31 protein-coding genes and 1 tRNA gene are annotated in these 26,609 nt (G+C 56.2%); 15 read left to right on the top strand and 17 right to left on the bottom strand.

Features of this window, described 5'->3' with window-relative positions; all coding sequences use genetic code 11:
- Nucleotides 1-10 precede the first annotated feature (10 nt).
- From BW940_RS16575 to BW940_RS16560, 4 genes are all read right to left on the bottom strand, one after another.
- On the bottom strand, nucleotides 11-4,039 hold the full coding sequence (locus tag BW940_RS16575) for an LAGLIDADG family homing endonuclease (protein ID WP_076610327.1): 4,029 nt from the start codon (nucleotides 4,037-4,039) through the stop codon (nucleotides 11-13).
- Between the two features lie 506 nt (nucleotides 4,040-4,545).
- Nucleotides 4,546-5,568, bottom strand: coding sequence for a tyrosine-type recombinase/integrase (locus tag BW940_RS16570; RefSeq protein WP_076610326.1), 1,023 nt, complete (start codon nucleotides 5,566-5,568; stop codon nucleotides 4,546-4,548).
- The gene (locus tag BW940_RS16565) at nucleotides 5,565-5,882 is read right to left on the bottom strand and encodes a hypothetical protein (RefSeq protein WP_076610325.1); all 318 of its coding nucleotides are present in this window, start codon (nucleotides 5,880-5,882) and stop codon (nucleotides 5,565-5,567) included. The genes BW940_RS16570 and BW940_RS16565 overlap by 4 nt, the downstream gene beginning before the upstream one ends.
- Nucleotides 5,872-6,300, bottom strand: a complete 429-nt coding sequence (locus tag BW940_RS16560; protein ID WP_084776797.1) for a helix-turn-helix transcriptional regulator — start codon at nucleotides 6,298-6,300, stop codon at nucleotides 5,872-5,874. The genes BW940_RS16565 and BW940_RS16560 overlap by 11 nt, the downstream gene beginning before the upstream one ends.
- A gap of 234 nt (nucleotides 6,301-6,534) precedes the next feature.
- Between BW940_RS16560 and BW940_RS16555 the strand changes: the two genes are divergently transcribed.
- Nucleotides 6,535-6,801, top strand: a complete 267-nt coding sequence (locus BW940_RS16555) for a helix-turn-helix domain-containing protein (protein WP_008164165.1) — start codon at nucleotides 6,535-6,537, stop codon at nucleotides 6,799-6,801.
- A 5-nt stretch (nucleotides 6,802-6,806) separates the two neighbouring features.
- On the opposite strand, the gene BW940_RS16550 is transcribed toward BW940_RS16555, so the two are convergent.
- The gene (locus BW940_RS16550; protein ID WP_076610324.1) at nucleotides 6,807-7,100 is read right to left on the bottom strand and encodes a hypothetical protein; all 294 of its coding nucleotides are present in this window, start codon (nucleotides 7,098-7,100) and stop codon (nucleotides 6,807-6,809) included.
- A gap of 150 nt (nucleotides 7,101-7,250) precedes the next feature.
- Entirely contained in the window at nucleotides 7,251-8,264 is a 1,014-nt protein-coding gene (locus tag BW940_RS16545; protein ID WP_076610323.1) for a Cdc6/Cdc18 family protein, read from the bottom strand.
- 153 nt (nucleotides 8,265-8,417) lie between these two features.
- Between BW940_RS16545 and BW940_RS16540 the strand changes: the two genes are divergently transcribed.
- Nucleotides 8,418-8,960, top strand: coding sequence for a hypothetical protein (locus BW940_RS16540; RefSeq protein ID WP_076610322.1), 543 nt, complete (start codon nucleotides 8,418-8,420; stop codon nucleotides 8,958-8,960).
- Nucleotides 8,961-9,012: 52 nt separating this feature from the next.
- Here the strand turns inward: BW940_RS16540 and BW940_RS16535 are convergent, their stop codons facing one another.
- Nucleotides 9,013-9,852 (bottom strand): hypothetical protein, encoded by an 840-nt coding sequence (locus tag BW940_RS16535; RefSeq protein ID WP_076610321.1) that lies wholly within the window; start codon nucleotides 9,850-9,852, stop codon nucleotides 9,013-9,015.
- Nucleotides 9,853-10,188: 336 nt separating this feature from the next.
- On the opposite strand from BW940_RS16535, the gene BW940_RS16530 reads away from it, so the two are divergent.
- Entirely contained in the window at nucleotides 10,189-10,683 is a 495-nt protein-coding gene (locus BW940_RS16530) for a type IV pilin domain-containing protein (protein ID WP_076610320.1), read from the top strand.
- Between the two features lie 5 nt (nucleotides 10,684-10,688).
- A complete protein-coding gene (locus BW940_RS22480; protein ID WP_084776796.1) occupies nucleotides 10,689-11,336 on the top strand; it encodes a type IV pilin domain-containing protein in 648 nt (215 codons plus the stop codon).
- A gap of 316 nt (nucleotides 11,337-11,652) precedes the next feature.
- On the opposite strand, the gene BW940_RS16520 is transcribed toward BW940_RS22480, so the two are convergent.
- Nucleotides 11,653-11,838: a hypothetical protein gene (locus BW940_RS16520; RefSeq protein ID WP_076610319.1), complete on the bottom strand. Its 186-nt coding sequence runs from the start codon at nucleotides 11,836-11,838 to the stop codon at nucleotides 11,653-11,655.
- 110 nt (nucleotides 11,839-11,948) lie between these two features.
- Here BW940_RS16520 and BW940_RS16515 point away from each other — a divergent pair, with 110 nt between their 5' ends.
- The 9 genes from BW940_RS16515 (at nucleotide 11,949) to BW940_RS16470 (ending at nucleotide 18,660) form a co-directional block, all read left to right on the top strand.
- Nucleotides 11,949-12,380, top strand: coding sequence for a hypothetical protein (locus BW940_RS16515; protein ID WP_076610318.1), 432 nt, complete (start codon nucleotides 11,949-11,951; stop codon nucleotides 12,378-12,380).
- 18 nt (nucleotides 12,381-12,398) lie between these two features.
- A complete protein-coding gene (locus BW940_RS16510) occupies nucleotides 12,399-13,133 on the top strand; it encodes a hypothetical protein (protein ID WP_076610317.1) in 735 nt (244 codons plus the stop codon).
- Complete coding sequence (locus BW940_RS16505; protein WP_076610316.1) at nucleotides 13,133-14,905, top strand: hypothetical protein; 1,773 nt, start codon at nucleotides 13,133-13,135, stop codon at nucleotides 14,903-14,905. The genes BW940_RS16510 and BW940_RS16505 overlap by 1 nt, the downstream gene beginning before the upstream one ends.
- A 1-nt stretch (nucleotide 14,906) precedes the next feature.
- Nucleotides 14,907-15,485 carry a hypothetical protein gene (locus BW940_RS16500; RefSeq protein ID WP_076610315.1) on the top strand — a complete coding sequence of 193 codons (579 nt, stop codon included), beginning with the start codon at nucleotides 14,907-14,909 and terminating at the stop codon, nucleotides 15,483-15,485.
- On the top strand, nucleotides 15,482-16,300 hold the full coding sequence (locus tag BW940_RS16495; RefSeq protein WP_076610314.1) for a hypothetical protein: 819 nt from the start codon (nucleotides 15,482-15,484) through the stop codon (nucleotides 16,298-16,300). The genes BW940_RS16500 and BW940_RS16495 overlap by 4 nt, the downstream gene beginning before the upstream one ends.
- Nucleotides 16,297-16,506: a hypothetical protein gene (locus BW940_RS16490; RefSeq protein WP_076610313.1), complete on the top strand. Its 210-nt coding sequence runs from the start codon at nucleotides 16,297-16,299 to the stop codon at nucleotides 16,504-16,506. The genes BW940_RS16495 and BW940_RS16490 overlap by 4 nt, the downstream gene beginning before the upstream one ends.
- A 177-nt stretch (nucleotides 16,507-16,683) precedes the next feature.
- Nucleotides 16,684-17,850, top strand: coding sequence for a hypothetical protein (locus tag BW940_RS16480; RefSeq protein WP_076610311.1), 1,167 nt, complete (start codon nucleotides 16,684-16,686; stop codon nucleotides 17,848-17,850).
- Between the two features lie 166 nt (nucleotides 17,851-18,016).
- Nucleotides 18,017-18,280: a hypothetical protein gene (locus BW940_RS16475; RefSeq protein WP_076610310.1), complete on the top strand. Its 264-nt coding sequence runs from the start codon at nucleotides 18,017-18,019 to the stop codon at nucleotides 18,278-18,280.
- The gene (locus BW940_RS16470) at nucleotides 18,277-18,660 is read left to right on the top strand and encodes a hypothetical protein (protein ID WP_076610309.1); all 384 of its coding nucleotides are present in this window, start codon (nucleotides 18,277-18,279) and stop codon (nucleotides 18,658-18,660) included. The genes BW940_RS16475 and BW940_RS16470 overlap by 4 nt, the downstream gene beginning before the upstream one ends.
- Before the next feature lie 28 nt (nucleotides 18,661-18,688).
- Here BW940_RS16470 and BW940_RS21145 read toward each other — a convergent pair whose 3' ends face one another.
- Nucleotides 18,689-19,543: a hypothetical protein gene (locus BW940_RS21145; protein WP_143823922.1), complete on the bottom strand. Its 855-nt coding sequence runs from the start codon at nucleotides 19,541-19,543 to the stop codon at nucleotides 18,689-18,691.
- Between the two features lie 49 nt (nucleotides 19,544-19,592).
- Complete coding sequence (locus tag BW940_RS16465) at nucleotides 19,593-19,847, bottom strand: DUF7692 domain-containing protein (protein ID WP_076610308.1); 255 nt, start codon at nucleotides 19,845-19,847, stop codon at nucleotides 19,593-19,595.
- Between the two features lie 337 nt (nucleotides 19,848-20,184).
- Here BW940_RS16465 and BW940_RS16460 point away from each other — a divergent pair, with 337 nt between their 5' ends.
- Nucleotides 20,185-20,787, top strand: coding sequence for an MjaI family restriction endonuclease (locus BW940_RS16460; protein ID WP_076610307.1), 603 nt, complete (start codon nucleotides 20,185-20,187; stop codon nucleotides 20,785-20,787).
- Here the strand turns inward: BW940_RS16460 and BW940_RS16455 are convergent.
- The 7 genes from BW940_RS16455 to BW940_RS16420 all read right to left on the bottom strand — a co-directional run bounded on the left by BW940_RS16455 (nucleotide 20,784) and on the right by BW940_RS16420 (nucleotide 26,174).
- Nucleotides 20,784-22,205: an SIR2 family protein gene (locus BW940_RS16455; protein ID WP_076610306.1), complete on the bottom strand. Its 1,422-nt coding sequence runs from the start codon at nucleotides 22,203-22,205 to the stop codon at nucleotides 20,784-20,786. The two genes, BW940_RS16460 and BW940_RS16455, sit on opposite strands and share 4 nt — an antisense overlap.
- 342 nt (nucleotides 22,206-22,547) lie before the next feature.
- Nucleotides 22,548-24,170, bottom strand: coding sequence for a DUF7845 domain-containing protein (locus BW940_RS16450; RefSeq protein WP_076610305.1), 1,623 nt, complete (start codon nucleotides 24,168-24,170; stop codon nucleotides 22,548-22,550).
- A gap of 2 nt (nucleotides 24,171-24,172) precedes the next feature.
- Nucleotides 24,173-24,463 (bottom strand): hypothetical protein, encoded by a 291-nt coding sequence (locus tag BW940_RS16445; protein WP_076610304.1) that lies wholly within the window; start codon nucleotides 24,461-24,463, stop codon nucleotides 24,173-24,175.
- Nucleotides 24,464-24,629: 166 nt separating this feature from the next.
- Nucleotides 24,630-25,151: a hypothetical protein gene (locus BW940_RS16440; RefSeq protein ID WP_076610303.1), complete on the bottom strand. Its 522-nt coding sequence runs from the start codon at nucleotides 25,149-25,151 to the stop codon at nucleotides 24,630-24,632.
- Nucleotides 25,148-25,381, bottom strand: a complete 234-nt coding sequence (locus BW940_RS16435; RefSeq protein WP_076610302.1) for a hypothetical protein — start codon at nucleotides 25,379-25,381, stop codon at nucleotides 25,148-25,150. Before BW940_RS16435 ends, BW940_RS16440 begins: the two co-directional genes overlap by 4 nt.
- 401 nt (nucleotides 25,382-25,782) lie before the next feature.
- Complete coding sequence (locus BW940_RS16425) at nucleotides 25,783-26,013, bottom strand: DUF7563 family protein (protein ID WP_143823920.1); 231 nt, start codon at nucleotides 26,011-26,013, stop codon at nucleotides 25,783-25,785.
- 88 nt (nucleotides 26,014-26,101) lie between these two features.
- A tRNA-Pro gene (locus BW940_RS16420) sits at nucleotides 26,102-26,174 on the bottom strand.
- Between the two features lie 85 nt (nucleotides 26,175-26,259).
- Between BW940_RS16420 and BW940_RS16415 the strand changes: the two genes are divergently transcribed.
- A complete protein-coding gene (locus BW940_RS16415) occupies nucleotides 26,260-26,514 on the top strand; it encodes a pro-sigmaK processing inhibitor BofA family protein (protein WP_076610300.1) in 255 nt (84 codons plus the stop codon).
- The last annotated feature ends 95 nt before the right edge of the window (nucleotides 26,515-26,609 follow it).

The following is a 26,609-nucleotide window of genomic DNA, read 5'->3' as shown; positions in this document are numbered from 1 at the left end:
AAACGACCAATTAGGTCGTCCGGAGATTGTCCCGACTCGGCTCGTAGACCTCGCCTTTCTGTTTGAGTTTCTCGATCTCGTGTTCGGCTTTGGAGTGGTCCATCCCGATCTCCTCGGCGCGATCGAGAACGATATCCACCGGCGCCCCGTCGTCGTACTCCTGTTCGATATCGCTGATCAGCTGTTTGATGTTCTTGATCCGATCGCGCTGTGATTTGGACGTCCCTGCTTCGACGATGTCCGCGTCGAACTCACCCGTTTCTGGGTCGACACCGATATCCTGTAGACACGACCGAACGATTTCGATCACTCGGCTCGCGTCGGACTCCTCGACCGTATCCGACAGCCGCACGCGGGCACTCGCCTCCGAGAGCCGAACCAGCGCCTCGAGTTTCCGTGCCGTCACCGGAATCGGAGCGTCCTCGTCGGTGCCTTTCAACCGCAGGTCGACGTAAAAGTCTCGGATCGACTCGCGTGCTGCCTCTGTCATCCGTGGATGACAGTTCTGTTTCGCGTAGGCGATGTACTTGCGCAGGAGTTCGGCGTCGATCTCAGGATCGACCTGCCCGGTCATCGCTTCGATCTCTTCGTCGGAGACATCCATCGACGTCATCTGCTCGCGCTGGGTGGTCAACTCGCCGGCGTAGTTGGTCGTGAGGATGTGCTCTGCGAGGTTGCGGTCTTTCTCCTCGTCGGGTTCGTCCGTGACCGTAAAGATCAGGTCGAATCGCGAGACCAGTGCAGGTTCGAGGTCGATCTGCTCGCTGATCGGTTCGTAGTGGTCAAAGCGGCCGTACTTGGGGTTTGCCGCACCCAGCAGCGAACACCGGGACTTGAGGGTTGCGTTGATCCCCGCCTTCGAAACCGAGATTTTCTGCTGCTCGAGCGCTTCGTGCATTGCAGAGCGGTCCTCAGAGTTGTGGACGACCATGCCGTTTGCAATGAAGTTGTGGGTCCCTTCCACCGTGAGGTCGTAGACTCTGGGTTGCTCTCGTCGCTCGATTTCCCCGAGAAGTGTCGATATGTTCTGTCGTTTTTCATCGAGTAACTCCTCGCAGACGGAGTGGACGGTATCGAAATTGCCGACATCAACGGCTCCCGAGAACCACCGTGAGACCGTTGATCCCGTGACATCCATCTCCGCAGCAACGTGCTGGAACGAAACGCCGTACGTTTCGAGTCGCTCCCGGAGTGCGTCCCACGTTTCGACCGGTTCGTCCGTCTCGAGCAACGAACGCGCTCGCTCTCGAATCGAATCGACGGTCGAAACGCCGATTTCGTCGGCGAGTTGTTGTTCGAGAACCCGTATTCTGGTGTCGGTGTGTTCTCGGGCAGCTACTGAGTCTACTGCGGTCACGCGACGCCACTTTACGTCACTCTTGATCAACGCTTGGAGCGGCTCGAGATCGACCGAGGCAGGCGTTTCGAGTCGATCACGTAGTCGGCTCCGCACGCGCTCTCGAAGATCAGTATCGCATCCCCATTGAGCGGACAACCGCTGCTGGGAACACGGCATCTCTGCGGATAGTTCCCGCTGTGAGACGTGGTACTGCTCTCGAAGTTCCTCGAGTCGTTCCCAAGACGTCTCAGAAGCAAGTTCACTGTGATGATCGCCGGCCGCTGCGTTCCGCTCTTCGAACGTCTCGAGGATGGATTCCGAGAGTCGAAGCGATGCGTTCGCATCTCCGTTTTCGAAGTTGCAGTAGGTCGAATCGCTCTCGAGCCCACACTCGGATTGATGTAATCGGAGTGCGCCACGTGCCTGTTCGAACAAGTCGCCACACTCGGGCAGTACATCTACGATCGTTCGGGTCCCCGTCGTTCGTTCGCAGGCCTGTTCCAGCGATCGCTGTTTTCGGTCGAGGGTGAATCCGATGTGCTGCTCGAATGCTTCGAGCGACTGATTAGACGTAATCACGAGCACGAACAAGTTACGCCCGTCGTCGCGAGCACGCGTCTGTATCTGACTCGAGATCCCAAATTCGAGCAGGAGCATCTTCGTTCCGAGGAGCAGTTCGTAGCTCGAGGAGTAGATTTTGACAGCCCGTTTGTCGACTGTCCCTTCGGAGTCTGCGAGGGCACGAACGAACGCTGCTTTCGTCGGTCGGGATGCGTTCGTTATCGCCTCGGGGAGCCGTTTTCCATCGTAGGTCTCGAGGTTCGCACCCGATTCGAGAAGGTCGTTGACGTACTGTTTTCCGTGGACGCGAACCGTTTCGACACCGTCACTCAGCTTCTCACTCGGATGCCGAACGGCGTGCGTATCGAACGCCGCTTCACAGACCGCTTCGAAGTCGCCCAGGAGTTCTTCTTCCGTATTCGTAAAGCGGAATCCGTAGCTTCCACCCTCTCGATCGTAGAAGATGTTCCCATCACCAGCGATATAGCCCAGCACCGCTCCGTGAGCGGGGGTCATTTCATTTGCTTCCGGTTCCGTATCGGTAGCGGGGAGTACGCTGGCTCCACCGTCCGTGATCTCCGTTGGAATCGTCTCAGGAACGTACACCCAGTCGCCTTCGCGAAGATGCTGGGCCTGACGTTCTTTGCGTTTCCCGTCTTCCAAGACGAAGAACGGATGGTCTGCGGTAGTCGTTAGTTGCTCTCCGCTCTCCAGTTCGACGTTCCGGAGTATGTCTGGTGCGTCGTATTCATGTATCGCGAGAACGTTGCGTCTGACCACGGTTCCGTCTGCAGTCATGGTCCAGACGTCCATGTCGACATCTCGGATCGTCCGGCCGTTCTCGAGTTCTTCGATCGAACCGCCAGCTATCGACTCGTGTGCAAGCTCACGAATCGGTTCGATTCCGTCACCAGTATGGACCAGCGTATCGCCTGTGACACACCGCATTTTGTCGAGTTCGTCAACTGCGGCGATCCCCCGGTCGGCCAGAACGAGCGCGCCGGCCTCGAGGGTCCACTGCTGGCCGTCGCCGAAATCGTCACGAACCGCAGCAGCCGTCAGCCCTGCCGAGGACGACCCCTTGCCAGAGGTGTAGACGGCTCGAGGAGCGATGTTTTTGATGTAGCTGAGCATCTGGGATTTGCCAGTACCAGGATCACCGATAAGCAGCATATGCAGGTCGCCACGAATCCTCGAGCCATCGGGCAACTGCTTTGTGACGCCCGAAAACAGCTGGAGGATCATCGCCAGTTTCTCCTGTTCGTAGCCGTAGATTGAGGGCGCGATGGAGGCGACCATCTGTTCGTAGATGTCGTCTCGGTTAGAGATCTCGTAGATCGCCTTCTTGTCATCCTCGGTGATGTCCATGTCCTCGAACTGCTCTTCGTCAACGGTGACGGACATCCCCTCCATGTAGAAATCGAAGACGGGCGATTTCTCCTGGTCGTTGCCCTGTTGCTCAAGTCGCAAGACCCCAGTCGCCGAGACGTGGTCGCCGGGGGTGACTTCGCCGGTGATGTCGTCTTCGATATGGACGTCGAGCGATTGCGGCGTTTCGCCGCCGCGAAGGCCTTCGGGGCTCTCCTGCATCCGGAGTTTTTGAGAGTCGACGAACTCCGACTGGTCGAAATTGACCTGAAACGGCCCCTGTCGCTCACAGCCCTGGCATTCGTGGGGTTCCTGAAAATCACCGCTGGACTGTGGAATGCGTGTCAGCGTACCACAGAGCTGGCACTCGAAGGCGGCCTCTTCGATCTTCGGCCGGACGTCGGTCGCTTTTCGAACGATGCCGTGGACCTGGACGAGGGAGTTCATGTCCCGGGCGCGAATATCCCGGATCTCGGGTGACTCCGTCTCCGGCAGGTTTTCGACCCGGACGTGGGCCTGGCCAAGACTGACGTCGATCGGCAGGTCGTACAGCCGCAGCGCTTCTTCGGCGTACCGTTGTAGCTGTTCGGGCTGGTTCAGAAAGTCATCAGCAAGGTCTGGGTCGAACCGGTAGAGATCCTGCCAGTCGACGTGAAGCGACCGCTGCTCGTTGGGGTATCGCTGCGCAAGCTGCTTGATTTCGTTGTCGTAGTAGTTGCGGAAGAATTGCTCGAACGAGTCGACGAGTTCAGAATTTCCCGCTTGCGCCATTGCACTGTTCTAGGTTTGCCATCGGGTATAAATGGTCGCAAAGCGAGCCGAAACTGAACGGACCGATTTCGGGCCACATCGAACCGGCCGTTCGAGGATCGTCTCCAGCACTGCGCCGGAAACGCACACACCGTTTCCTGTATTCCCTGTTTACGTGGCCACAGTTGGGCTTGGTTTCGTTCGGTTATGTATGTACGGCCAATCTGTTTTGGTACGTCCTGCTGAATAGACGGCTACACGCACGCTCTCTTGTGATTAGTGCGCTATGCAGTTGGGACGACAGCGCTCACTGATCCGTTCGTGACAGCAGCGGTCGTAATTCGACGCTCGCTCGGGAACCGGTGCTTCGGACAACCGCTCGATCAACTGCAACACTCTGCCACGGTCTGACTGCTATGCTGGCAGAGTTGTTCACAACAACAGTATGGGATCGCCCGGTTTGGAACTAGGTTGATAATCGCAATACTGTGCGTCGATCAAACCGCTAACTGTCAGGATCATGTCTCTCATTCGATTTCGAGTTTTTCGAGATGCGGACGGCGGCGAAGCTCCATCCGCTCGCGTTTCGTTGCCTTGTCGTAGTACCGATCAATGACGTTCTGCGAGGCGTTCACGCGCTCCGACGTGACCTCGCGAGGAACACCGCGATCTTGGTGCCAGGTAATCGAACCCGTCCGAACGTGATGCGGTGCCCTCGAGGACGGACACTTACTCGCGTGCGTATGACTACGGAACTCGCAGGTCTCCGGTTCGTGTCCGTGTGGGCATGGGCCGCGATTACAGGGGAACGTCGCGGTGTACATCCAGGCACGCATCGTGTTCGTCGACGCACGGCCCTGGAGTGACGAAAACAGAGGTTGACGACCGTGATCGTCGTGCTTGTCCCACCGTTCGGACTGGATGTACCGTTTCAGTGCCGTCGCAACGCCGTCACGAATCCCAACGATCCGTTCGCCCTTGCGTTTGTTTTTCAGTGGGGTATCAGTCTCCGGCCGGTGAACGAACTCGAGTGTCTGTTCACCGGCATCGAAGTCTCGGAGATCCAGCGCTCGAATCCCGCCTAACCGAGCGCCTGTATGCCAGGCGACTTCGAGCAGTGCGTGATTTCGCGAGCCCGCCTGCTCGCTCGTGCGATAGTGACGAATCAGTGCGAGTGCGCGATCGGCCTCGAGTTTCGTTTCGCGGGATCGCTCGTCGGACGGGATATCGGGAATGTTCACGCGATTAGCGAGCCCGTCGTCGACGGCTTCGATCCGCTCGAGGTACTCGACGAACGACTGGAGCGTTTCCATCTCGTTGTGGAGCGTCGTCGCCGCAACGCCCTCGCCCGAGCGGGCACTTTCGTACTGATCGAGAATCCATCCCGTCAGTTCCGACACGGTCTCAACCTCGTTTTCCTCGCACCACTCGACGAACAGCTTCAGTCGGTAGTGGTACGTCGATGCAGTTTCGTCGGTGATCTCCGTCCGACGACCGTCGAGATATCGGTGCCACGCTTCGCGTGGCGTCAGCTCGTTGGGCCGTCTCATTTTTTGCTCTCGGCGCACTGCCAGTTCTCGGGCGACCCCCAGCGGAACTCCGGGGTCTCATCTTCGGTTCGATCGCGATCGAACAGCCGATCCCGAACATCCCTCTGGAGTGCACGGCCGGATCGATCACGGGGCTCGTCCTCGGCGACGTGGTGATCAGACACGCGCGCAACGAGTTCGTCCATCGCCTCCAGGTGCTCACACAGAACCGCGTTCTGATACCGCAGTTCTGTCGCGACTGCCTCGAGTGCCTCAGCTTGACGCTCGAAAGTCGTTGTCTGAGCCTCGAGTGCAAGGAGTTCGTCACTCGCCATCGCGATCACCGGTTCCCGAACCGTCGGTGACAGCGATCCCCATTTCGCAAGCGTCCGCAAGACGCTCTACGCGCTGGTACAGAAGTGCATACCCGCTATCTGTCAGGGTGTACTCGTTCGTTCGCTTGTCGAAAGCGGACTTCTCGACGAGCCCATACTCAACGACTGCGTCTAAGTTCGTATACAGCCGCCCGTGGTTCACCGCCGCGTACTGCTGCTCGAGTTTCTGTTTGATACCGAGCCCATGACATCGCTCGTCGTCGCGCTCGAGTCGGGCGATCGCCTCAAGACAGTCTCGCTGAAACCCTGTGAGGTCGCTCCACGTCGTGCCGCCGTCCGCAACGATGCGCTGGTCAGTAACAGTCGATGCTGCTGGTCGGTCGGGGCTTTCAAGACCCCGCGAATGGTCGTCGTACATGGCTTGCGTACCTGGATTACGCGAGCCGCGCGGACCCGGTGTCCCTAGCACCGGACCGCATTCTTGCAATGGGCCCGACAGACAGTCAGGCCCGCGTGTAACTCGCGTTATCAGATTAGTCGTGACTCCATCACTATAAAATCTCTCACTAGTTAGTGAGCTATCTCTCGCTATACGTTGATATTTGATCGTCGTACCGGTAGGCGTATCCTTTCGTTCTGACACAGATGACGTATGCGACAGCCCGGCGATTGGATGCAACAGCCGACCGACGATCGAGTTCTCGAGGCGTTGGATTCGTCGGGTCTGATTCTCTCTCCAGCAGTGCTCGCAAAGAACATCGAGCGAAGCCGCGAAGAGGTCACTCGCCGGCTTTCGGCTCTCGTCGACTATGGGCTCGTCACTCGAGTCGAGCGCGGGTACTACGAGATTACCGACCTCGGCGAGCAGTATCTCGCGGGCGATCTCGATGCGGCCGACCTCGAGCCGACCGACAGCTGACCGACTCACGAATCGATCCCCTTGAGTCCGGTCCGCTGGATCACCGGTTCGATCCACGTCGGAAGCTCGTCGTCGACACGCTGACCGTTCTGGTTGAGGACCATCACGAGCCCAGCAATATCGCCGTTCACGCCGAAGATCCAGCGACGGCCGTTCGGAATCCGCACGTCGACACGTGCATGATTCGTTGGCAGTCCCGTAATCTCGACTCGAGCCGTTCGTCCGTCCGGGAGATCGACAGCGATCTCCTCGAGTGAATTCGTTGCGTTTGATTCAGATCTAGTTGCGATCCGTGACATACACGGGGGAAGGAACGAAGCCCCCATATTCCTACACCGGTAGTGGCCGGAAAACGCCGATATTCAATATACCGCCTGAAAACAGCACTGAGAGAGACTGAAACCGGTGGCCGGAAAGTGGCCGGAAAGTGTCCGGAAAGAAAATCGCCTTCAGAGATCCGGAATCGAGTAGTTCTTTCCTCTCCCCGTCCCAGTGGTCTCGAGCAAGCCGTACTTGTCGACGAGCGTCGAGAGATACCGTCGGCGGGTTCGGTTCGGCTTCGGATCACCGGCCCGTTCCTCGTACGTCGCATGGAGATCGGTGACACCGATCCGGCCAGCGTCGGCAACGATATCGTACAACAATCGCTTGTGCGTTCCCAGGGTATCGATGTGATCTTGCCGTAGATCGCTCCGGGCCGCACCATGGATTGCGTTCACGTCATCGTGCCTGATCTGTGATCGATCGTCTCGCATGACACGCTTGGTGGCTTTTTCGAGGTGCTTGATCGCCTCTCGAGCATCGCCAGCTGCGATATCGGCGATGTACTCGACGACGTCCATCGTGATTACGCCGGGGCGAAGGCCCGCGTCGATCCGCGCAAGCAGAATGTCGACTAACTCGTCGTGCGTGTACTTCCGAAGTCGAAGCGTCTCGGCACTCGAGAAGCGCGATTTCACCCGCCCATTCAGCTGGTAGTTGGCGAAGAAGTCGTCTTCGTCGATGGTGATCCCGACGATCGTCACGTTCGGGAGATCACCGAGCCCCAGCAGGAGCGTCTCGTCCTCCAGGACGTCGACCTCGTCGAGGATCGCAACGATATGATCATCTGTTTCTCGAAACGTCTCGATGAACGTGCTGGCAGCCGTTCCGTCTCGAGAGAGGTGATTCCCGATCCCGGAATCCTGCGCGAGCCCATGGAGCACCTCCGTCTTCGACGAGCCGGACATACAGTTCCAGTAGGCTCGCCGAACGCCGAACGACTCTTGACGGAGTTTTCGCACGACGTACTTCGCGAGGGTCGTTTTCCCCGAGCCCGATGGGCCGAAAATCAGGCTATGCTCGCCACCGATCCCGTTCGTGATGGGCTCCAGCGCTGCGGCGAGTTGGCTGATCTGACCGTCCCGGTGCTCGAGGTCCTGGGGAAGATAGGTCGTCTCGAGTGCTCGAGCGTCCGTAATCATGAGCTATAGCTATCAGACTCAGTATTAATTACTGACGGTTGGAGTAAATCACGAATCGAGCGTACAGTCTTCAGACAGGGTAGCTGGCTAATTATCGGTGCTGATAGCTAGGGAAAGAGACTAATCCGACCACAGATATGAAAGGACGTATTCATGACGCTGTCACAAGCGAAACAAAAAACACTCTCATCATATCTCGCCGACGGGGAGACGGCAATCACTGCGTGTACCAGAGGCTCGGTTACATACCTACTAACCGATAGACGGTTTTTCACGTATAATGAAGAGGACAACGGAACAATCACGGTTACATCACAGTTTTTGGATGGTTTGGGCGGAGTAAACATCCAGAAAAAAGAAGGAAACGATCTGAATACGGACAGTCTAGCAGTCGGTTTGATTGCACTTTTTACCGGACTCGTCTCCTTGGCACTTCAAGCACAGATGCCGGAAGGTATCGCTGCTGTGTTCATCATGATTGGTGCTGCTGGACTCATTAGCGGTATAATCGCCCTCATATACGCTTTCGATACCGAGGAGGGCCAGATTTCTGTTCAGCTACGAACGCAAGAGGGAGAGGTAGCAAAGTCGCTACAGCTACACGAAACGTCTCTCGAGTTCGCGGAAGCAATTTCGAAGGCAGCCAGTAACGCTCACACACCGGACGAAGAGCACGTCAAGAAAGTTTCAACATAAAACCCCAAGCAGAACTGAAGTCCGGTTCCCTGAGTAGGCACAGGATCGGGAGCTACTCGCTGGGTTCGGTCGTTCCAGTCGGTGTACGATACCGCGGCTGGAGTCCAAGCGATCGCGCGGCGTCGGCCGAGATCGTCACCATTCGCTCGCCGGAGGTGACGGGTTCCTTCGCGACGTCTTCGATCAGCGCTGCCAGCTCGTCGCGATAGGATTTGTCGCGTTCCTCTTGGATCTGGACGGTCTCTTTCGTTCGCTGGTGGATCGCTCGGTTCGCGAGATACGCCAAAACGAACATCTCGCGGACTTCGAAGGGCGCTTCATCGAGATACCACGGTAACGTGAAGTCCTCGAGTCGCGCCTTCGGCCCAACTGGCGCACCGAGGACCGCAAGCGTTCGGCCCAAGACCGAACCGGCGGTCGTCGGTCGAACCTCCGTTGCTCGCGAGTCGGCATCCTCGTGGTAGAACTCGTACCCGATACCGACTCCTTCGAGGGCGTCGATCACGTGCGAGCGGTGATCGCGATGGTTCAATGCGAAGGAGGGGACGAACGTCTCGGTGGCGATCGAGCCGCCGGAGAACACGTTCGCGACGAGCGTGTTCAGTGCGAGAAACGTCTGGTCTTGCATCGTCGCATCCAACCAGCCGTAGTCGCGGGCGATCTCGATCCCGCGGGCGGCATCCGGCTTCCCGCCGTCAGTCCACCCACGAACGCGCCCACGTGGTAGCTCCAGCGCATTCGAGATCGCGTAGGAGCCTTTGTTCGGATGCTGACTCGCGTATCGCAGCACTGCCTGATAATCGAGGACGGCCGCCCACGGATCACTGTATGCCCCGCCGTCGTAGGTGCGCGCGAGGTCGCGCCCGTCGACTACGGGGGTGTCCCAGTCCATACTGGGTTTCAGATGTGAGACTTCAAATAGGTGTTGAATCATTGAACAGTCAGCGAATCGCAAGACGGCGTGGCTTCAAGGGGGTGCTGTAGGGTCTCTGCATCTCCCTAATTATCAGATCTGAAAGTGACACGAAACGTCGTTTTCACCAATGTGTTGCAATACGGGATAATTATATATATACAGACTTCACTGGATGCAAGTAGCCCCGAAACACCGAGAAGGCAACGCCGAGGTGCGATTTCCAATCCCCCTCGAGCGTCACCGAGTGCTACCGTGGCACTCGAGATAAGCCTTCTCACCGTTTGCGGGTGCGTGAAAACGCAAAATCAAAACATGGATCTTAAAAAATATCAAAGCAAGCTGATCGGAAGCGAAGATGAGCGAGCTGTATCGCCCGTCATCGGTGTCATTCTCATGGTCGCGATAACAGTGATTCTCGCGGCTGTGATCGCAGCGTTCGTGCTTGACCTTGGTGATAGTATGGGTGACGGAAATGTAAACGCGGGTGTGAGTTCTGATGTGAGCAACTCTGACGGCGAGGTTACACTTTCCGTTGAGACAATGGGTGATGCTGATTACTTCAGGCTCGGTGGCGATGTTGTGAGTGGAGATGAAGCGAATTTAGAAGGAAATCTTGATGCAACAGGAGATACAGTTACTCTTACCTTAGCAGACAATACTGGATCTATTAACAATAATCCCGGTTCTGGAGTTCAAGCTCTAAATGAACAAGAGGGAGAAGCTAATATTGTTGCTGTAGATGGTGACTCAGAAACTGTTGTTGGCAGTTTTGAGTGGGACTTCGAAGATGATGTTTACGATCCGTGATTAATATGGGTATAGAAAAATACCGTAATAAACTGATCGGAAGCGAAGAAGAGAGAGCAGTATCACCAGTTATCGGTGTCATTCTCATGGTCGCGATAACAGTCATCCTCGCGGCCGTGATCGCAGCATTCGTACTGGATCTTGGCGACAACATGGGAGAAGGGAACGTAAACGCTGGTATCACTACTGACGTTAGCGATTCTGATCGAGAAGTCTCGATTTCCATCGACAGTGCAGGAGATGCAGAAGAGTTCAGGCTTGCAGGGGATATTCAGCAGTCACTGAGTATAAGTGAAACAGGCGATGCAACATCTATTTACCTACCATCAGAAGGTGGAAGCGTCAATATCGTTGCTGTAGCTGGCGATGCAGAAAACACTGTCGGAAACTTCGAATGGGAAGATGGGGTGAGAGCGGATGCTACTGCTGAAGTTGATGAGGATGCAGGTGAGAGTGGTGAAGTGACTGTTACCATTGACGAAGCAGGAGATGCAAATAGCTTCTACATTGATTGGGATGGTAGTGACACGACCAATCTAGATGTCAGTGGTGGTTCGGACACTGTTGACTTAGACGGTGACGGAACTGGTACTGTTGTTGCCGTCGACGAGGATACTGACGACGACATTGAGGACGAAATTGAATCGTTCTAAATCACTCGACTAATTTCGGCCAGCTCAATTTCGACTTTGTTTTTGAGGGCAGTGGCAGAGATGTTCATCAAACCGTTATAATCTGGTTCTGTTAGGCTTGAGAAGTTTCAATTCCCCATTTCGATAGTAACGGAAAAATCTCATGGAAATACGGGACCGTGGGATCTGAATAAATCAATACATCCCAACCATCGAGTCCAAGCTATATCTCGATAGTCGTATTATCCGACTCGAATATGATCATTCGATACAATAGTTCGAAACACATTCACCAGCTTAAATTATTAGTGTTGAATCATTTGTTTCATATGATTCCTCAGGGCTCGAACCCCTCGACCAATTCGAGCGACCATTCTCCCTCACCCACATGCCGAATATGGACGTGATGTTCGCCCTCGAGTCGCCCATCCTCATCTAACAGCCCCTCGAGGCGGACGTCGTCTTTCGGGAGCGTGATACCGACCGAATCCTGATCCAGCTGGCGGAGTTTGTTCAGTGCCATAGCAGGCGGGCAACCCCCCTTCTCATAAAAGTTGGTGACTCTCGGGAAACCCAAGGTGTTCCGGAGGTTTTCCTGACGTTTTCGTCAGCGCGGGGAAACCGGCTGGTCGTATGGCATTAAGCCTCCCGCAGAAGTACGTCCCTGACTCGGTTCGTCAGGAAGACGGTATCGACTTGACAGACAGTATTCTCGCCCCGCTGTTCGTGCTGGCGTCGTTCTCGATCGGCGCGGTCGGCACGCTTCAGTTCAGCGCGCCGCTCGACGTGGCACTCACGGACTCGCTCTACTCGGCCCACGGGACGGACATCACCTACGCGTTTATCCTCTCGATCTCGATTCTCGTGGTCGGCTGGTTGACCAACGAAAGTACCCCCGAGGACTGGACCGACGTCGAGACCGTCGTTGTGCTCCTGGCGGTGCTGTTGAACGTGCTCGGGGCACTCGTCCCAGCGATGCAGGTCACCCTCGAGAGCATGTGGTACGTCGGCTGGTTCAGCGTCTTTCTGAACGGAGCCGCGTTCTACGTCATCGCCTACAAGTAACCGATTCGATTACCTACAATGGCATTTTCAAGATTCACCACGGCGGTTGTTGCACTGGCACTGATTACGGTTAGCATCGCTGGCGCGGCTGGACTCGGCGCGGCGGCTGTGACCGATATGGCGAACGAAGAGGTGATCTTCGACGACTCGAGCAACCTGACGGTCTCGGTCGACTGGAGGGACGGCGCGGACTCGAGCGCGACGGCAGATATCACGGTCTACGGCGAAGACGCATATCACGTCGACGGCGACGACGTGACGGACTCGCATCTGAACGCGACCACCCTGACCGGGACGGTCGCCGAGTTCGATACAGAAAACGTCTCGAACGACACGTCGTTCGATGTCGAGCTGGACTCGAGCGCGACGACGGTCACGATCGCGGCGGCGGACATCGCAGACGACGGGACGGTTGATCTGTCGACGCACACGGCTGACTCGCTGACGGCCGACGATACGATTCTCTCGGTGACGGCGACGGCGGATACGGTCGTCTCCGACTCGATGACCGCTGATCCGGGCAACACCACGGAGGCAGAATACACGACGGCGGACGGCCTGACTGACGGCGACTCGTACCGCGTGATCGTCTCGGCCGACGACACGGAAGCCGATTCCGTCACTGTCGACGACGGCTCGATCGGTGGCATCTTCACTGGCGCGGACGGCTCGCCCGGCTTCGGTGTCGGTGTCGCGGTGATCGCGATCGCGTCGGCAATGGTCGCTCGAGTTCGTCTCGGTGGTGGTAGCTGATGGCTGCCGACGGATCGGCCCACAGCCCACAGCCCACGGCCCACGAGGTCGTGCCCGGCTGCTCGATCGACCGCCGGACGTTCATCAAAGGGACGGCCGCGAGCATGGCTCTCGCGGTGGGTGGGACGGCCTCGAGCACTTCGGCATCGGCACAACTGGCGACCTACCCAATGCCGATTACTGGTCCGGTCGCATTGTTTCGTGGCTTTGGTGCCCTTGCTGATCTCGGTGATGAGTCGGGTGAAGATCTGCATACGCGGATCTACGCTGACGCGGTTGAACTCGAGGAAAACCGTGGCCCGGCACTAAACTCAATCCGTGATAATGTCACAATGCTCAAGGGCTATGTGCGGAACAATATGGCCTTTGAGATTGCTGATAGAACGAAAGCAGGAGACTCTGAGGCTGACGTGCTTGCTGCTGCTGAGTCCGTTGTATCTGCTAATGCGGCAGACATTCAGGGAAAGCTGTATAATCTCTGGGCAACTGACTTCCTCGCTTCCATGCGTCGGGCTGAACAAGTCCGACAAGATGGATCACTCACAAACTATGGCTCGGTGTTCTATCTGTCGTTCTATGATGGCACTGGGATTACCACCCAGCCAGTAACTACCGAAAACAATGTTCACGTTGGGTACTGGGACTCGAGTAGCAACAGTAACGATTCGCTGTATCCGTGGGAGTGGACAGCACAGCAGAGCACCGAGCTTGCGCCGTGGAATGATATAGCTGCTCACACTGTGACGACAACGCTGCTTGATGGCAGCCAGTCCACGCTTCCCGCGCATTCGTTCATCCGTGACGACTCGATCGGATTCGTGCCAACTGCCGAATTGTCGAGTCCGACGTTCGAGCCGGGTAATGGTACATCGTACACTGACACGTTAGGTCACTTGTACGAATTCCTTGCAGATCGTGACGAGTATCAAACAATAGTCGACGAAAATGGCTACACTGACGCGTCTGACCCAACATCTGACGCTGCAATCCGTTTCAGTGCGTATCCGCTGAATCCGGACCCCGAAGACGATGCCGCGGTGTTCTTCGACGTGCAGAAATTCGTGGAAATAGACCGGAATATCCGCGACCTGCACGACGAACTCCAAACGGAAGCGCAAAATCTGGTTGACCTGCTGTACCAGCCGATCGTAGATGGCGAGGTCAATGCTCACGACATTGCCAGCGGTGAGGCAATCTTACAGGCTGCCGACAATGCCGAAGACTGGCAGGACATGGCCGGATACTACCGCGCTGTGAACTTCCCCGAAGCTGAGAAACCCGGTACGATCATGGCCGGGGAATTGACGCTCGAGGGTGCAATGTTCTGGACAAGTCCCTCTGGTGACGGCTTACCTGTCGGCTCAGAGATCGACCCGTCTAATACGATCGGTGAGTTGCACATCGCTGCCGAGATCGTTGACGGACCGTCCGATCAGGTTGGCGATCTTATCACTCACCAACTGCAAAATCCGTTTACTATCGAGAGTGTCAAAGACGATAGTGAAACTCTCCATTTCGAAGAACGTGATCTAACAGAACCAGCAGATACAGAGGAGATCATTAAACGACTGCAACAGGCGTATGACGACGAAAGAGAGACTCGAGACGGTGAAACTAATGTCTCTGTCACTGTTGAGTCCGATCCGATCGGGACGGGACTACTCGGCAATCTCGGCGACAGTGCTGGTTATCTCGGTCTCGGTCTCATCGGCGTGACTGTCCTCGCGGTGATCGGATTCGTGACTGACCTTATTCCGGGACTGGGGAACTAACATGAGACGGATTTTCGTTTTTGCCACGATTGCAGCAGTGGCGCTGGCGATGGGCATGGGCTTATGGGCGGCTCCGATCTCGGCACAAGAAGACGCGGTCAACAACTCGAGCGACGAGCTCAACGAGACGGCCAACGAGACCGCGGTCGAAGCTGGCGACGACTACCTTCGAGAGATCGACACCGAGACGCGGATCGTCGACTGGGAGTACCGGCCGGGTATGTTCACGATCACGCTCGAGGCGGACTCGCCGACGAAGGTTTCGATGACCGAGGCGGGTGACTTCGAGGAAGGCACGGGTTCGTTCAACTACCGAGAGTTCGACCTCGAGGAAGGAACGAACACAGTCACCATGCCGGTCACCGATCGGCAGGGCGCGGGCGTCGCGATCGCGACGCGACAGTCACTCGAGCAAGGGACCGGCGCGTTCGTTTCGGTCGGTCAGGTTGAGCAAAACCCGTTCCGGCACTTCGGCGGTGAGTCCGGGCTGTTCTCGGGTATCCTCATGACCGTTGGGCTGGCGGGCGTTGGGACGTGGTACGTCCTTCGCTCCGAAGACAGCGGGGTGATCGAAGCATGAGCGACACGAGCGGCACGTTCGGCTCCTGGAGCGATCGACTGACGTACATCATGGCGGAAGGTCAGTTGCTCGTCCTCGGGCTGGCGGTCTCACTCGGCGCGGCACTGATCTGGATACGGCCGTCACTGCCGGGCGTTCCCCCGATCGTCTTCGGTTGGTTCGCAGCGCTGCTCCTGCTCGGGCCACCGCTGCTCGCGCTGTTCGTGACGGGTGCGCGGAAGCTTCGGCAACGACGGATGATCGAGGTTCACCACATCAACGCCGTCGAGGACGTCCGGCGAAAGCTCTACGTCGAGCCCAAGGTCTGGGACGAAAAGACGGTCGAAGGCCCGAGCCCATACCGAGTGAATGACGACGAGGCATTCGAAGTTCGCGAGTTCGACTGGCACGAGGACCAGGGCGAGACTGGCACCCTCATCGTCACCGGCTGCTACTTCTCACAGCTGTCGGACTCGAAACTCGTCACGGTCAAAGCCATGCTCGAGGACATCCACGGCGAGCTGGTCGAGACAGCGATCGCCTACAACAAACTTCGCGGCCGGATCTCGAGAATGGGTATCGAGATCGAACGCGACACGATTAACGCGCACGCGGAGGCGGACGAGCGCGGGTTGATGACACAGAAGACGAGCGTCAAGGAGCGGTTCGAAGCCGCCGAAGACGATGTGACCGAGTGGTCCAGCGACGAGATCAGCGACCTCGGCGAGTACGAACAGGAGTTCGACCCAGCCGACCCCGATCCCGTGACGATCGATCAGGGAGCGATGGGCATGGGCGATGGGCAAGCAGCGACCGACGGAGGACCTGAACAATGATTCCTCATATCGAGCACTACGGATTCAATAGCAACGCACTCGAGATGTATCGAAATCAGTTGTTCGAGGGGATAGCGAAAGCCCCGAACGACGAACGATATCGCTTGGTCGAAGAACAGCTGTGGGACGAAGTACGATCCATCGAGCGGCGACGAAACGACCATCTTGCCGCCGTGATCGCCGGCCGAAACGGAGGGTCAGAATGAGATACATCTACGACGGTACGTTGCGGAATCGAACAATTGAGCCACCGAAGGCGTTCGTCGGCAGTGAGCCGGTCATGTCGGCCCGGAGGAACAGTTTCGGGAAGCTGTTGTACAAGCTTCGGCGGACCGAGAAACCGCTAATCGTTGGTCATGAGCAAAATCGATGGAGGTGGACCGATGACTGACGACAACGCACTCCACGTCACGGGCGAAGCGCGAGAGTACCAGGACGGATTCGGTCAGCGAGAGAATCGCGAGATCGCGGACCACGGCGGCATCGTTCGCGATGAATCGATCTCTCGAGCCATGTCGATCCGGTCAATTCACTACGACCCAACGGCTGCCGATCGACCCAAGAAGATGCCCGGCCAGAGCAAAGACCTCGAGAAACACCGTCAGATCAGGATGGTCGAAGGAACTGAAACCTTCCGCAGAGCCATGGAGAACGGCGATATGCCGACGATCAAGCACCTCGTCGGCGACACCTCGAAACGCGCGGACGTCTCTGGATTGAAGGCGATCGGCAAAGTGGACGAACTGGTGAACGGCCCGGCTCCGGTCATCGTCGTCTTGGGCGAGATGGGCGCGGGCAAGACCGACTTCGCGTGTCTGCTCGCACAGCGCTGGCGAGCGCTCCACCAGGAGAACTCGCTGCTCGGCACGAACATCCAGAGCCTCGAGGAGAAAGACCGCTGGGTGGACGACGATGGCGACGTTCAGGACGGATGGATCGGCGACTACGGCACGCTCATGGAGTGGGTCGAGCAGGACGGCGACCCGCTCGAGCACAGCCAGCGCAGCAAACTGTTCATCGGTGACGAGTTCTCGAGTGCCGCCAGCGGCAGCGGGAAGCAGGGATATGAAACCCGACAGAAGATGGCGCCGCTGGTGTACAAGATCCGCAAGTACGGCGGTGCGCTGATCTATATCGCACACGGCGAGCGCTCGATCCATCCGATGCTCTGGCGCGTTGGGACGATCGTCAAGAAGGTCTCGAGAAAGAAGGCGGTCATCGCCGACTCGATTCGGAACGCCCAGCTGGCAGATATCGAGGGCGAGCTCGAAGGCGTTCCACCGACGGACTTCCGATATAACACGAAGGAAGCGAGCGACTGGAGTTGGTCGGAGTACGGCGAGGAAACGGACGACCTCGAGGCGGACCAGGCGGCGAAGATGACGGCCATTTGGACGGCTATTCGGTGCAAAGAAGAGGGAATGACGGATCGTGAAACCGCCAAATTCGTTCCGTACAGCCACGGATGGGTCAATTCCCGGTGGAACGAACACCGCAAGGACGGCAAGCACGTCGAGACACTTGGCAAGATCGAGGAGGTAATCGCATGACAGCGGCGGGTTGGATAGCTGGTTACGGTTACACACCCCCCTTTGCAATAGCTATGGGCGCGGCCCGACAGGGCCGCGTGGCTACGCCCATCGCCTGCGTTCCGTGTGACATGGCTGGCGGAGAAATAAACAAAGGCGCGCGACGAGCGCGTAGGATGTGATCGGAATGGCTGTCGCCCTCCGCTATCTGATCGACGTTGCTCGATTCACCGTTGTCGATCTGGCCCACGAACTACGGATGGATTACGAGCGCGGTGTCTTCTCGAAGCAAACGCTCGCGATCATCGGCGGTTCGAGTGCGGTCGCGATCGCGTCGATCGCGAAGGCTGCATACGGACTGGGACTGAGCGCGCTGTTCTTCGCCGCGTTCTTCACCTGGTCGACTGCTCGAGCCGACCGGCGCTGGCGAGACGAACGGAGGAAACTGTGAACCGATCGAAGCGAGCCAACCACTTCGGAACGATCTGCGAAAAGCGGATGGCGCGGAAGCGTCGGTTCTCTCTCGAGCGCGCCAGCTGGCATGACGCTCGCTTCCAGAACGATACCCCAGTCGAGATCAAATCAACGATGCTCGAGCACGCCGACGGCCAGCCGGGGAACTTCAAGATTTACCGAGCATATCACGAGAAGCTTCGGCGGGCGGACGGCTGGTACTGTTTCGTAGTTTACCGTCCGCACGGTCGTAGCGGGTTGACCGTCGTCAAGGACAAGATGGTTCGGGCGGCCGATCTCCCGCTGCTCCGGTGGCACGGTGGCGGCGATCACCGCGACACTGAGCAGGCGAAGATTGCAATAGGGTCGGTTTTATAACAATTTAGGATAGTTCAAATTCTATCTTTCATTCTTTTCGATTGGGATATACACTCAGAATCAATTGTGCCAAACCAACAGCAATTCCAATGATTACGAGCTGTTCAAGTCTATACGTCGCTTCTGAGATTGTGAATGATGCAGCCTGTTCCTCCGAGTAAACATATACATTCGAAGGGATGGTGTATACTACCCTTTCTTCGGAATGCTCTGGGCCAATTGGGTTGAGATATGTACTTATTAGAAGACTGAATTCATATTCACCGGGTTCATCTGGTGTATATGCCTCGAAACTTCGGTTAAGTGTTGGATTGTCTGAATAGCCGTAGCGGTGCGTGACATAGAACGTTTCTCTTTCTGGAGAAAGTCTCTCCCACTTTGCGATTATGAGTGGTTCATTTCCAATACGGTCTAAGAAATCACGATCAAATTCCACAAGTCCAATACTTTCACCACCATCAGTAGCACTGACATTATAATCGCAACTAAAAGATCCTCCTGTACTTAGATAATCTCCTTCTGGAGTACACTCAGCAATAAATTCTTCTCTATAGATGTATTCACTCTCGGGTTCCTCCAATTGATAGGTGTTATTGTCATAATCTCCCTGACCAACAGATTGGGCAATGGAATGTGTCTCTCTTTCTGGAGTTATGCTTTCAGGACTTTCTAGAATGATTGGCACATATGCTGACAGAAACACAAGAAGTATCACGAGAAAAACCAAACTAGGTATATATTTTAAATTTATATTACTGATCACTGCACATTTTGTGTTTGAATCCGGTTCTTTTGACTTTGGCTTTTCTCCCCCGTTTTGTTCCTGTTCGGTACTAGAATCAGACACTTCATTTGGATCGGATTTGTCACCCCCACTAGTCATTATATTCACAATATGTTTTCACTCGCTAAAACCTACTGTTACCGCCGTGCTAATCAGGGCTGACGGCAACCTCTGTCTCGATCTTGAAGGACATTGCCTTCGTTGATAACGTCTCGGCGATCTCCCGGCGCTGCTCGAGCGTGAGATCATCGCGCTCGAGGACTTGCCGGATCGCACGGACAAAGTGGGGGACGTCATCGCAGGCACTGACCACAGCTTTCGTCCTGTTGCAGTCGTAGAAGTCAGCTGCTCGCTCGATCGCGTCTCGTCGATACGCATAATCGCCGTCGGTTCTGATTCGCATGCTCGTACACACGACCCCCGAAATCCTAGTTTTTTCGGCTCACTCAACGCCCCATATCGGCCCAAAACGGGGGTGATCTGTCGGCCCATCGTAGATAAATCCCGGCTCGAGGGACCGATCGACTCGAGATATGCACACGGCGTTTCCGATCTCGTGTGCATATCCGGGAAACGGATTCTGTCGACGTGCAACCCCGAGGGATAGTTTGAAAATTTGAGGGATATTTCCTATTTCGTAGGTGTCGTAGTTGGATATAGGAATGAGACAAAATAGAAACATGACCAATGTGTGACTGACAAGGGAAAATATTATTTGGATAACACAACACTGAGAGAGCATGTCCGATACAATCGAGATTGATTCGGATGAGCGGAAGAAACTAACTTCAGGAAGAGTACCAGACAGGAAGAAGTACACGTATTTTGCTCTGAATAACGCAGTACGGTACAGTGGCGTGAATAAAAAGGAGCGACTCGGTGATATGCAGGCAATATATGATACTTTCGAAGAAGTCCATCCCAACGGTGACTTCGAAGACTGGGAACAATTCTATTACAACCGACATGAGGGAGAGGAACGGTTAGAAGAAGCGACAGAGGACGCTTACGGTATGTTAGTGAAGATTCGAGAATCGATAAAGCAACTTGACAAGGACGATGTTCGCAAGTTTGTGGAAGGGATGTCTCTCTATGGAACCTATGAGAATAGAAATCCGCGCCAAGCCGTACGGAGGAAATTGATACAAGATGTTCGGGGTTGTGAAGAAGTTGAAGAGGGAGAATGGTTAATGTATGAGGGAAGGAAGATTCGAATTCTCCCAGAGGGTAAGGAGGAGAATTCCGACTTTGACGGGATTAGGATATTCTATGAGGAGAAAGAAGAAGAGAATACAATCACGATCAATCTTAAGGAGTTGAACCACCAGATTACCGATTTTTAGGCAGGTGAAGCTTCTGGTTCTTCCTCTTCTATCGAGCTCTCGGGCAGGTCCCTTGAGATATCCAGTATCCATTCTTCGCCATTCTCCACCTTCTTCAGTAACCGCAATCCTGCTTCTGAATATCGGTGCTGTGGGTAGTCAGAGTGGAATGCGATATCCATGTGATATCTATTGTTGAAATCCCGAATATCTATCCCGGTCTCCTGCTCAATTTTCTCGATGTTATCATCCATCGGATGCCAGGTATCGTAACCGAGTTCATTGGAGATGTCTGTGAGACGATATCGGTATAGAACATTTGCATCCGGCGGATCGTCCATCATAGACACCCCAAATACTGTTGCAAAATTATCTTCAGAATCGGCTGCTGTTTTGAGAGACTCGTAATTTATATTAACCTCCTTCCTCGGAGCTTTTTCTGCGATTATATCGTATGTATTGGCCATAACTGTTCTCAGGAGTTTGAGATTGACTCCTTCAATACTACCACCGGATCCAAAGGCCCGGAAGACCCACTCAAATCCACTGGCCACGATATAATTTAGAATAATCGTCCTGTCGCCTACTGTTTGGAACCGCTTTTGATAATCAAACTTCGCAAGCTCAGAGATATCATCCTTCCATTTGAGGAAGTATAGATTCTCAACAGCCTCGTTTTCATCGGGAGCAAGCACCTCATCCAGATCGGATAGGATTTTCTTCACATTGCGGTCTCCAACACCGTATCCGGTGAAGAGCACTGGATGTTCCGCGAAATATGTGAGTAACTTCGCGGTAAGATATTTTTTCTTCTCATCATAGTTATTGTAGTCTTCCGCAGTGAGGACAAGACTATCAGGATCTGACACACACCCGTGTATTTTGTAGATTTCTCCAACACTTTGATGTGGCGACCGTAGGACTTCTTCGCCGATTATTGGTTCATACTCCGGGAAGATGACTTCTAAAAGAGGATCATAATTAGTTGTGATTATAGATTGAGGGCTGATATCCTGCAAGAGCTCTATTTCCTCATGATACTGTTCATCAATGTCTTCTATGCTCTCCGGTGACTTCTCTTTCAAATGCTCACAAATAGAGTGTTTTAGGAAGATGTCTTCTCCATAATTGTCGCCGTCATAAAGCTTGGAAGGGAATTGAGATTTATCCTCAAATGCCCATTCGTAATAGGCATCTGCGAGTTGCTCCCCAATTTTTGTTTCGTCCATCCCCTTCTGGGTATAATAACCGATTTCGGCTGCGGTGGGACACTGTTCAGCCATCTCTTCGAGGAGCTCAAGCCAATCGGGGCCGTCGAAATATCGTCGTGAAATACCTGATCCGACAAATAATATCGGTTGACAGGTCATCTCTTCAACTTTCTCCTCAACAGCAGAGGAGACAGTGTCAATATATTCGCCGTATGACGTTTGAGGCATACGCCTACTTCCTACTCCGCCAAAATAAGAACTTTGACTAATCCGCTTCTGCGACCCCAGATAGTATCAAACACCTCCGTTTCATGTGCTTCAACTGGAGATCTACGTACGGAGGTGGGGGTGGGGCGCTGTAATTTTTTGACGCTGTCCCCTTGGGGACACCCGCCAAGGGGGCGTTCGCGCGCAGCGCGAAACGACCCCGCATGCAGTGCGGTGCGATCGCTGTGCCGACCCCGCCCTCGAGGCGCAAATAACAACCACAGTTGGACAGTAACGGCTATTATACAACCTGAATTGCTGAAAAGAAGTGTCGAGCGAGTGTTGCCACTCAGAGGGACGGCGCTACCAGTCAGGCGCGAGCTTCCCGAGCGGACGGGCGGCAGTGTCGCCCTCGGGTGACTGCCAGACCATGTGGATACTCGCAAAACCAACTGGGTCGTTCCCGGACTTGCGCCACTTCTCGATCGCCTCTCGAGCGACTCGCTGGGCGTTTTCGTAGCTGTCGCCTTTCAGCGTCGAGAGGATCGTATCCACTCGTAGGCGCTTCGGGTTCCCGACATCGTCGAACTCGAGATCGGCACCGTTCTCCGTGAGCCACTGCTGAAACGGCGAGAGTTCCGCAACGTGGTCGGCCAAGCCCATGATGTGTTGCATCCGATCGGCGTAGCTCTCGATCGCGTACTCGGCCGACTCGACGAGCCCGCGAAGTTCCTCGCGATACTTCCGGGCACGGAACGAGATCTGCCCTTGATCCAATTCGAAGATATCACCGAGGTCCTGGATCGCTCGGTAGATCGTCGCGGGGTGTTTGCCCAGCTGGTCGGCGAGATCGTCGACCGTCGCACCGCCGTCGGTCGCGACTGTCTCGGTGACATCCCGAGCAGTCTCGCCCATATCTCGCAGCGTCGTCATCAACAGGTGATCCGACTTCGCCTCGAGGCGCGGCGTTGGATCGTCGTAGAGTTCCACCAGGTCATCTCGAGCGACGGCGTCGAAGTGATCGTCCGGAATGTAGACACCGTTCCCATCGGGACCGAGCGGGATGTCTTCCCAGTGGAGCGCGTTCAACAGCGTCTCCTCGATCTGCTCGGTCACCTCGTGGCGATCGGCCCATGCCCATGCCTCCTTGTCGTTCATCGACTTGTTCACCAGCACCTCCACCTTCGGATGGTACGACGGGTGATCTTTCGAGACCGCATCCGGATCGGCCAGTTGGTAGATCTCGAGCTTTCGCCCGTAGGTGTGGCCCGGCATGAGCTTCCCAGCTGAGGCGGGGTTCAGAAACAGCCGGTTCTGGTGATTGACGACTTCCTCGTTGTCGATGTGGAGCTCGGCTTTGATGCCCTCCAGGTCGGAGAGATACAGCGCGACCTTCTGGAGCACCCCGGCCGACGAGAGCTTTTCCGCCCACTCCCGTCGAATTCGCACGTAGCGCTCGTACGCCCACATCCGACTCGCCGAATGCGGATCGGTTCGGAAGTACTCAGGATAGATCCGTTTGTTCGCGTGCTCGAAGATAGCCGCGTAGAACTCCGGCAGCAACTCGAGCCCACGTTCGGGTTCGATGTTACTAGTGTGGAACTCGACGTCCACACCGTCGACGTCACCGACCTGATTCTCCCAGGGCAGCTGTATCGGATCGCCGGTCTCCCAGTGGCGCATGTTCGGAAACCGCGGCGAGATATTGTACGATGCTTTCCGCTCGCCTCGCCCGCGGCCCTTGATATCCCACTCGTAGAGGCGTTCAGCGTTGATCCCATCCGACAGTCGCGGGGCGAAGCCGGACTTGCTGTAGCTCACCTCGAGGTGCCAGGGCTCGCCGTCGATCTCGACGTCCAACTCGAGGTAGCCCTCGAACGGCGCACCGAGCATCACCGACGACAGTGCATCGTACGGCCCGCGGCCCCAATCGGCCCACTTCCAGCGGCCCTCGATCTCGTGCGGCGTCGTCTCGACTTGTGACACCGCTACTCACCTCGCTCCGACTCGAGTAGTCCGGTCAGCACTGCCACCGGATTCCACCACGTCGCGCCACCGCAGGGGTGGCACACATGCTTGAACGAGGTGAGATCTGCCGTCTCGAGTGTGGCGGGATCGACGTGCGAAGCCTGGTTCAGTTCCTCGAGGCTCGCGCGTTTGACTCGAATCCGCCCACAGCCCACGCAGATCGCATCGACGGGAACGCCGACCGTTCCCGCATCTGCGCTCGCGAGTTCTACCTCGAGGTCGCGATCGGCAGCTTGAGAGTCCGAACTCACGATTGACCACCACTGTCGAAACACTCGTGACGGTGACCGTCGGCGATTGTATACAACCGCTCTCGACAGAACCGACAGTCACGAATTCGATCGGCTCGTGCCCAGGTTCCCGTGATGTCCTGTATCTGAGCGCAACCGTCCCTGACATCGAGATCGGCGTCGGAACTCACAGTCGATCACCCACGGTCACGGAGGGATCGACACCCATCGGATCGATCACGTGCGACCACGCGAGTTTCGCGACCTCCTGTTCGGATCGCGAGCCGCCGACGTCGTACCACCGCCCGACTAATAGTTCGTCGACGATGGTTGCCGGCACGATCGCGCGGGCCACCTGGGGCAATCCCGGCCGCGGTAGGTAGACCACGAGCAGGTACATCCCGGCCGCCTCGAGCAGCTGGTCGTGTGCTCGGCGTTTGACGTAGAATCGCCCTCGAGTCGAGCGGTCACCGTTGCTCGTCTCAATCTGGCAGCCTTTGATCTCGATTGGCGTCTCGGGCTCGACGAGGACGATGCCGTAGAACGGCAGCGACTGACTCGCCTCGAGGACGGCCGTCGTCTTCGCATCGTGCCAGGTGGCCGTTCGATCGCCGACGTACTCCAGGGCGTCGACCGTCTGGACGATCTCGGCCTCGAGGGCATCGCCGCTGGCCTTCGAACTCTCGAGGGCGGACGTCCGCGAACTCATCGCGAACCACTGTCCTCGTGGTCAGTGTCCGATCCTACAGAGCGATCGATTTCCACGTCTCTCCGATACACGAACGCCGCGAGTCCGAGGAGGGAAAATACCAGCCCGGCCGGGTTGACGGTGATCGCGATGACAGCACCGGACGCGACGAGCGCAAACGCCGCTCCGAACGGGACCAGCGGGACCTTCAGGATCGTAGTCTCGTCGCGGTCAGTACCGCTCTCAGACATACTTGAACCCCCGTGTGACCGGCTCTGCGGGATTTGCTCGATTGTCTCGTTCGAGCGAATCAATCCAAAGACGGTTTTCCGAAGTGCCGACTACGTCACCGGTGGCAACGACTCGATTACCGTCTGAGAACAGTACCGTCGCTCCTGCTCCGGTTTGTCTCGGTGTTCCGTGAACGGACCAGTACGCGATCTCGTCGTCTTCAAGATTACTCGCGAGCTTATGCCGGACTGATTCGAAATCCGGAACGTAGATTAGTACATCGCGAAGCCCGCCATCGGTTCGGATCTCTCGAGCCTCGAGCGCGCGACGAACATCCTCGTCTGTGGCTTGGTGGGCCGGATGGGCTATGGGCGTTTGACTTCTGACATCGTAGAGCTGACTCGCGGGAACGAACGAGCCCTCACGCATCGGCCTCACCTCCGTGACGGCCGGGTGACGTCTCCGGATCTGGTATCGAGACGCCCACGCCAGCAGCGGAGCCGCGGCTCAGGCGAGCGTAGGTATCGCACTCAGAACAGCGGTGGGCGCGGTCGTCGTCGTCACCGAACACGCGGCTGAACCGGTCGGAAACGTGGGCGCCACAGTGTCGGCACGAGCTGTCGGTAGCGTGGGCTCCGAACGCTATCGACATCACGACCACCTCCAGAAAGCGGCTGCTGGGTGGTGTGAGAATGGTGGGAGTAAAGCGGCAAAATGACCCGCTTTACTTATATACCGTATGGGATCGCCCGGATTTGAACCGGGGTCACGGGCACCCAAGGCCCGAAGTATACCAAGCTAACCCACGATCCCGTACCTCCATCTACCGGGTGCATTAATTAAAGAGTTTCGTTCTCGACCGAACGGTTTTGCCCATCGACGTACTACGGTTAGCCTCATGACAGGCCTCGAGATCCTGCTGTTGATCCTCGTTCTCGTGGGCGTCCTCGTCGCGGCAGCCCTCGTCCGTGCGGTTAGCCCCTTCATCATCAATGCGGTCGTCGGACTGGTGGTGTTGTTTCTCGCGCAGGCCGTATTCGGTTTCTCGGTAGCGCTAACACCGATCGTCCTCGGGATCGTCGCCCTCGGCGGCCTTCCTGGCTCGATCGCCGTGCTCGTGCTATCGCTACTGGGCATTGCCTTTGTCCCGTAATCACTCAGACGGACTCCTGGCAGTCAGTGCCGGTACACCCCAATCCGCCCTGCAGGTGCGCCGGACACCGTACCAGCAGACCATCTCACCGCTCG

Source organism: Natronorubrum thiooxidans (genome assembly GCF_900156475.1).
Taxonomy (GTDB): Archaea; Halobacteriota; Halobacteria; order Halobacteriales; family Natrialbaceae; genus Natronorubrum; species Natronorubrum thiooxidans.
Note: the sequence above shows the minus strand (reverse complement) of the source record. Positions and strands in the feature narration are given on the sequence as shown.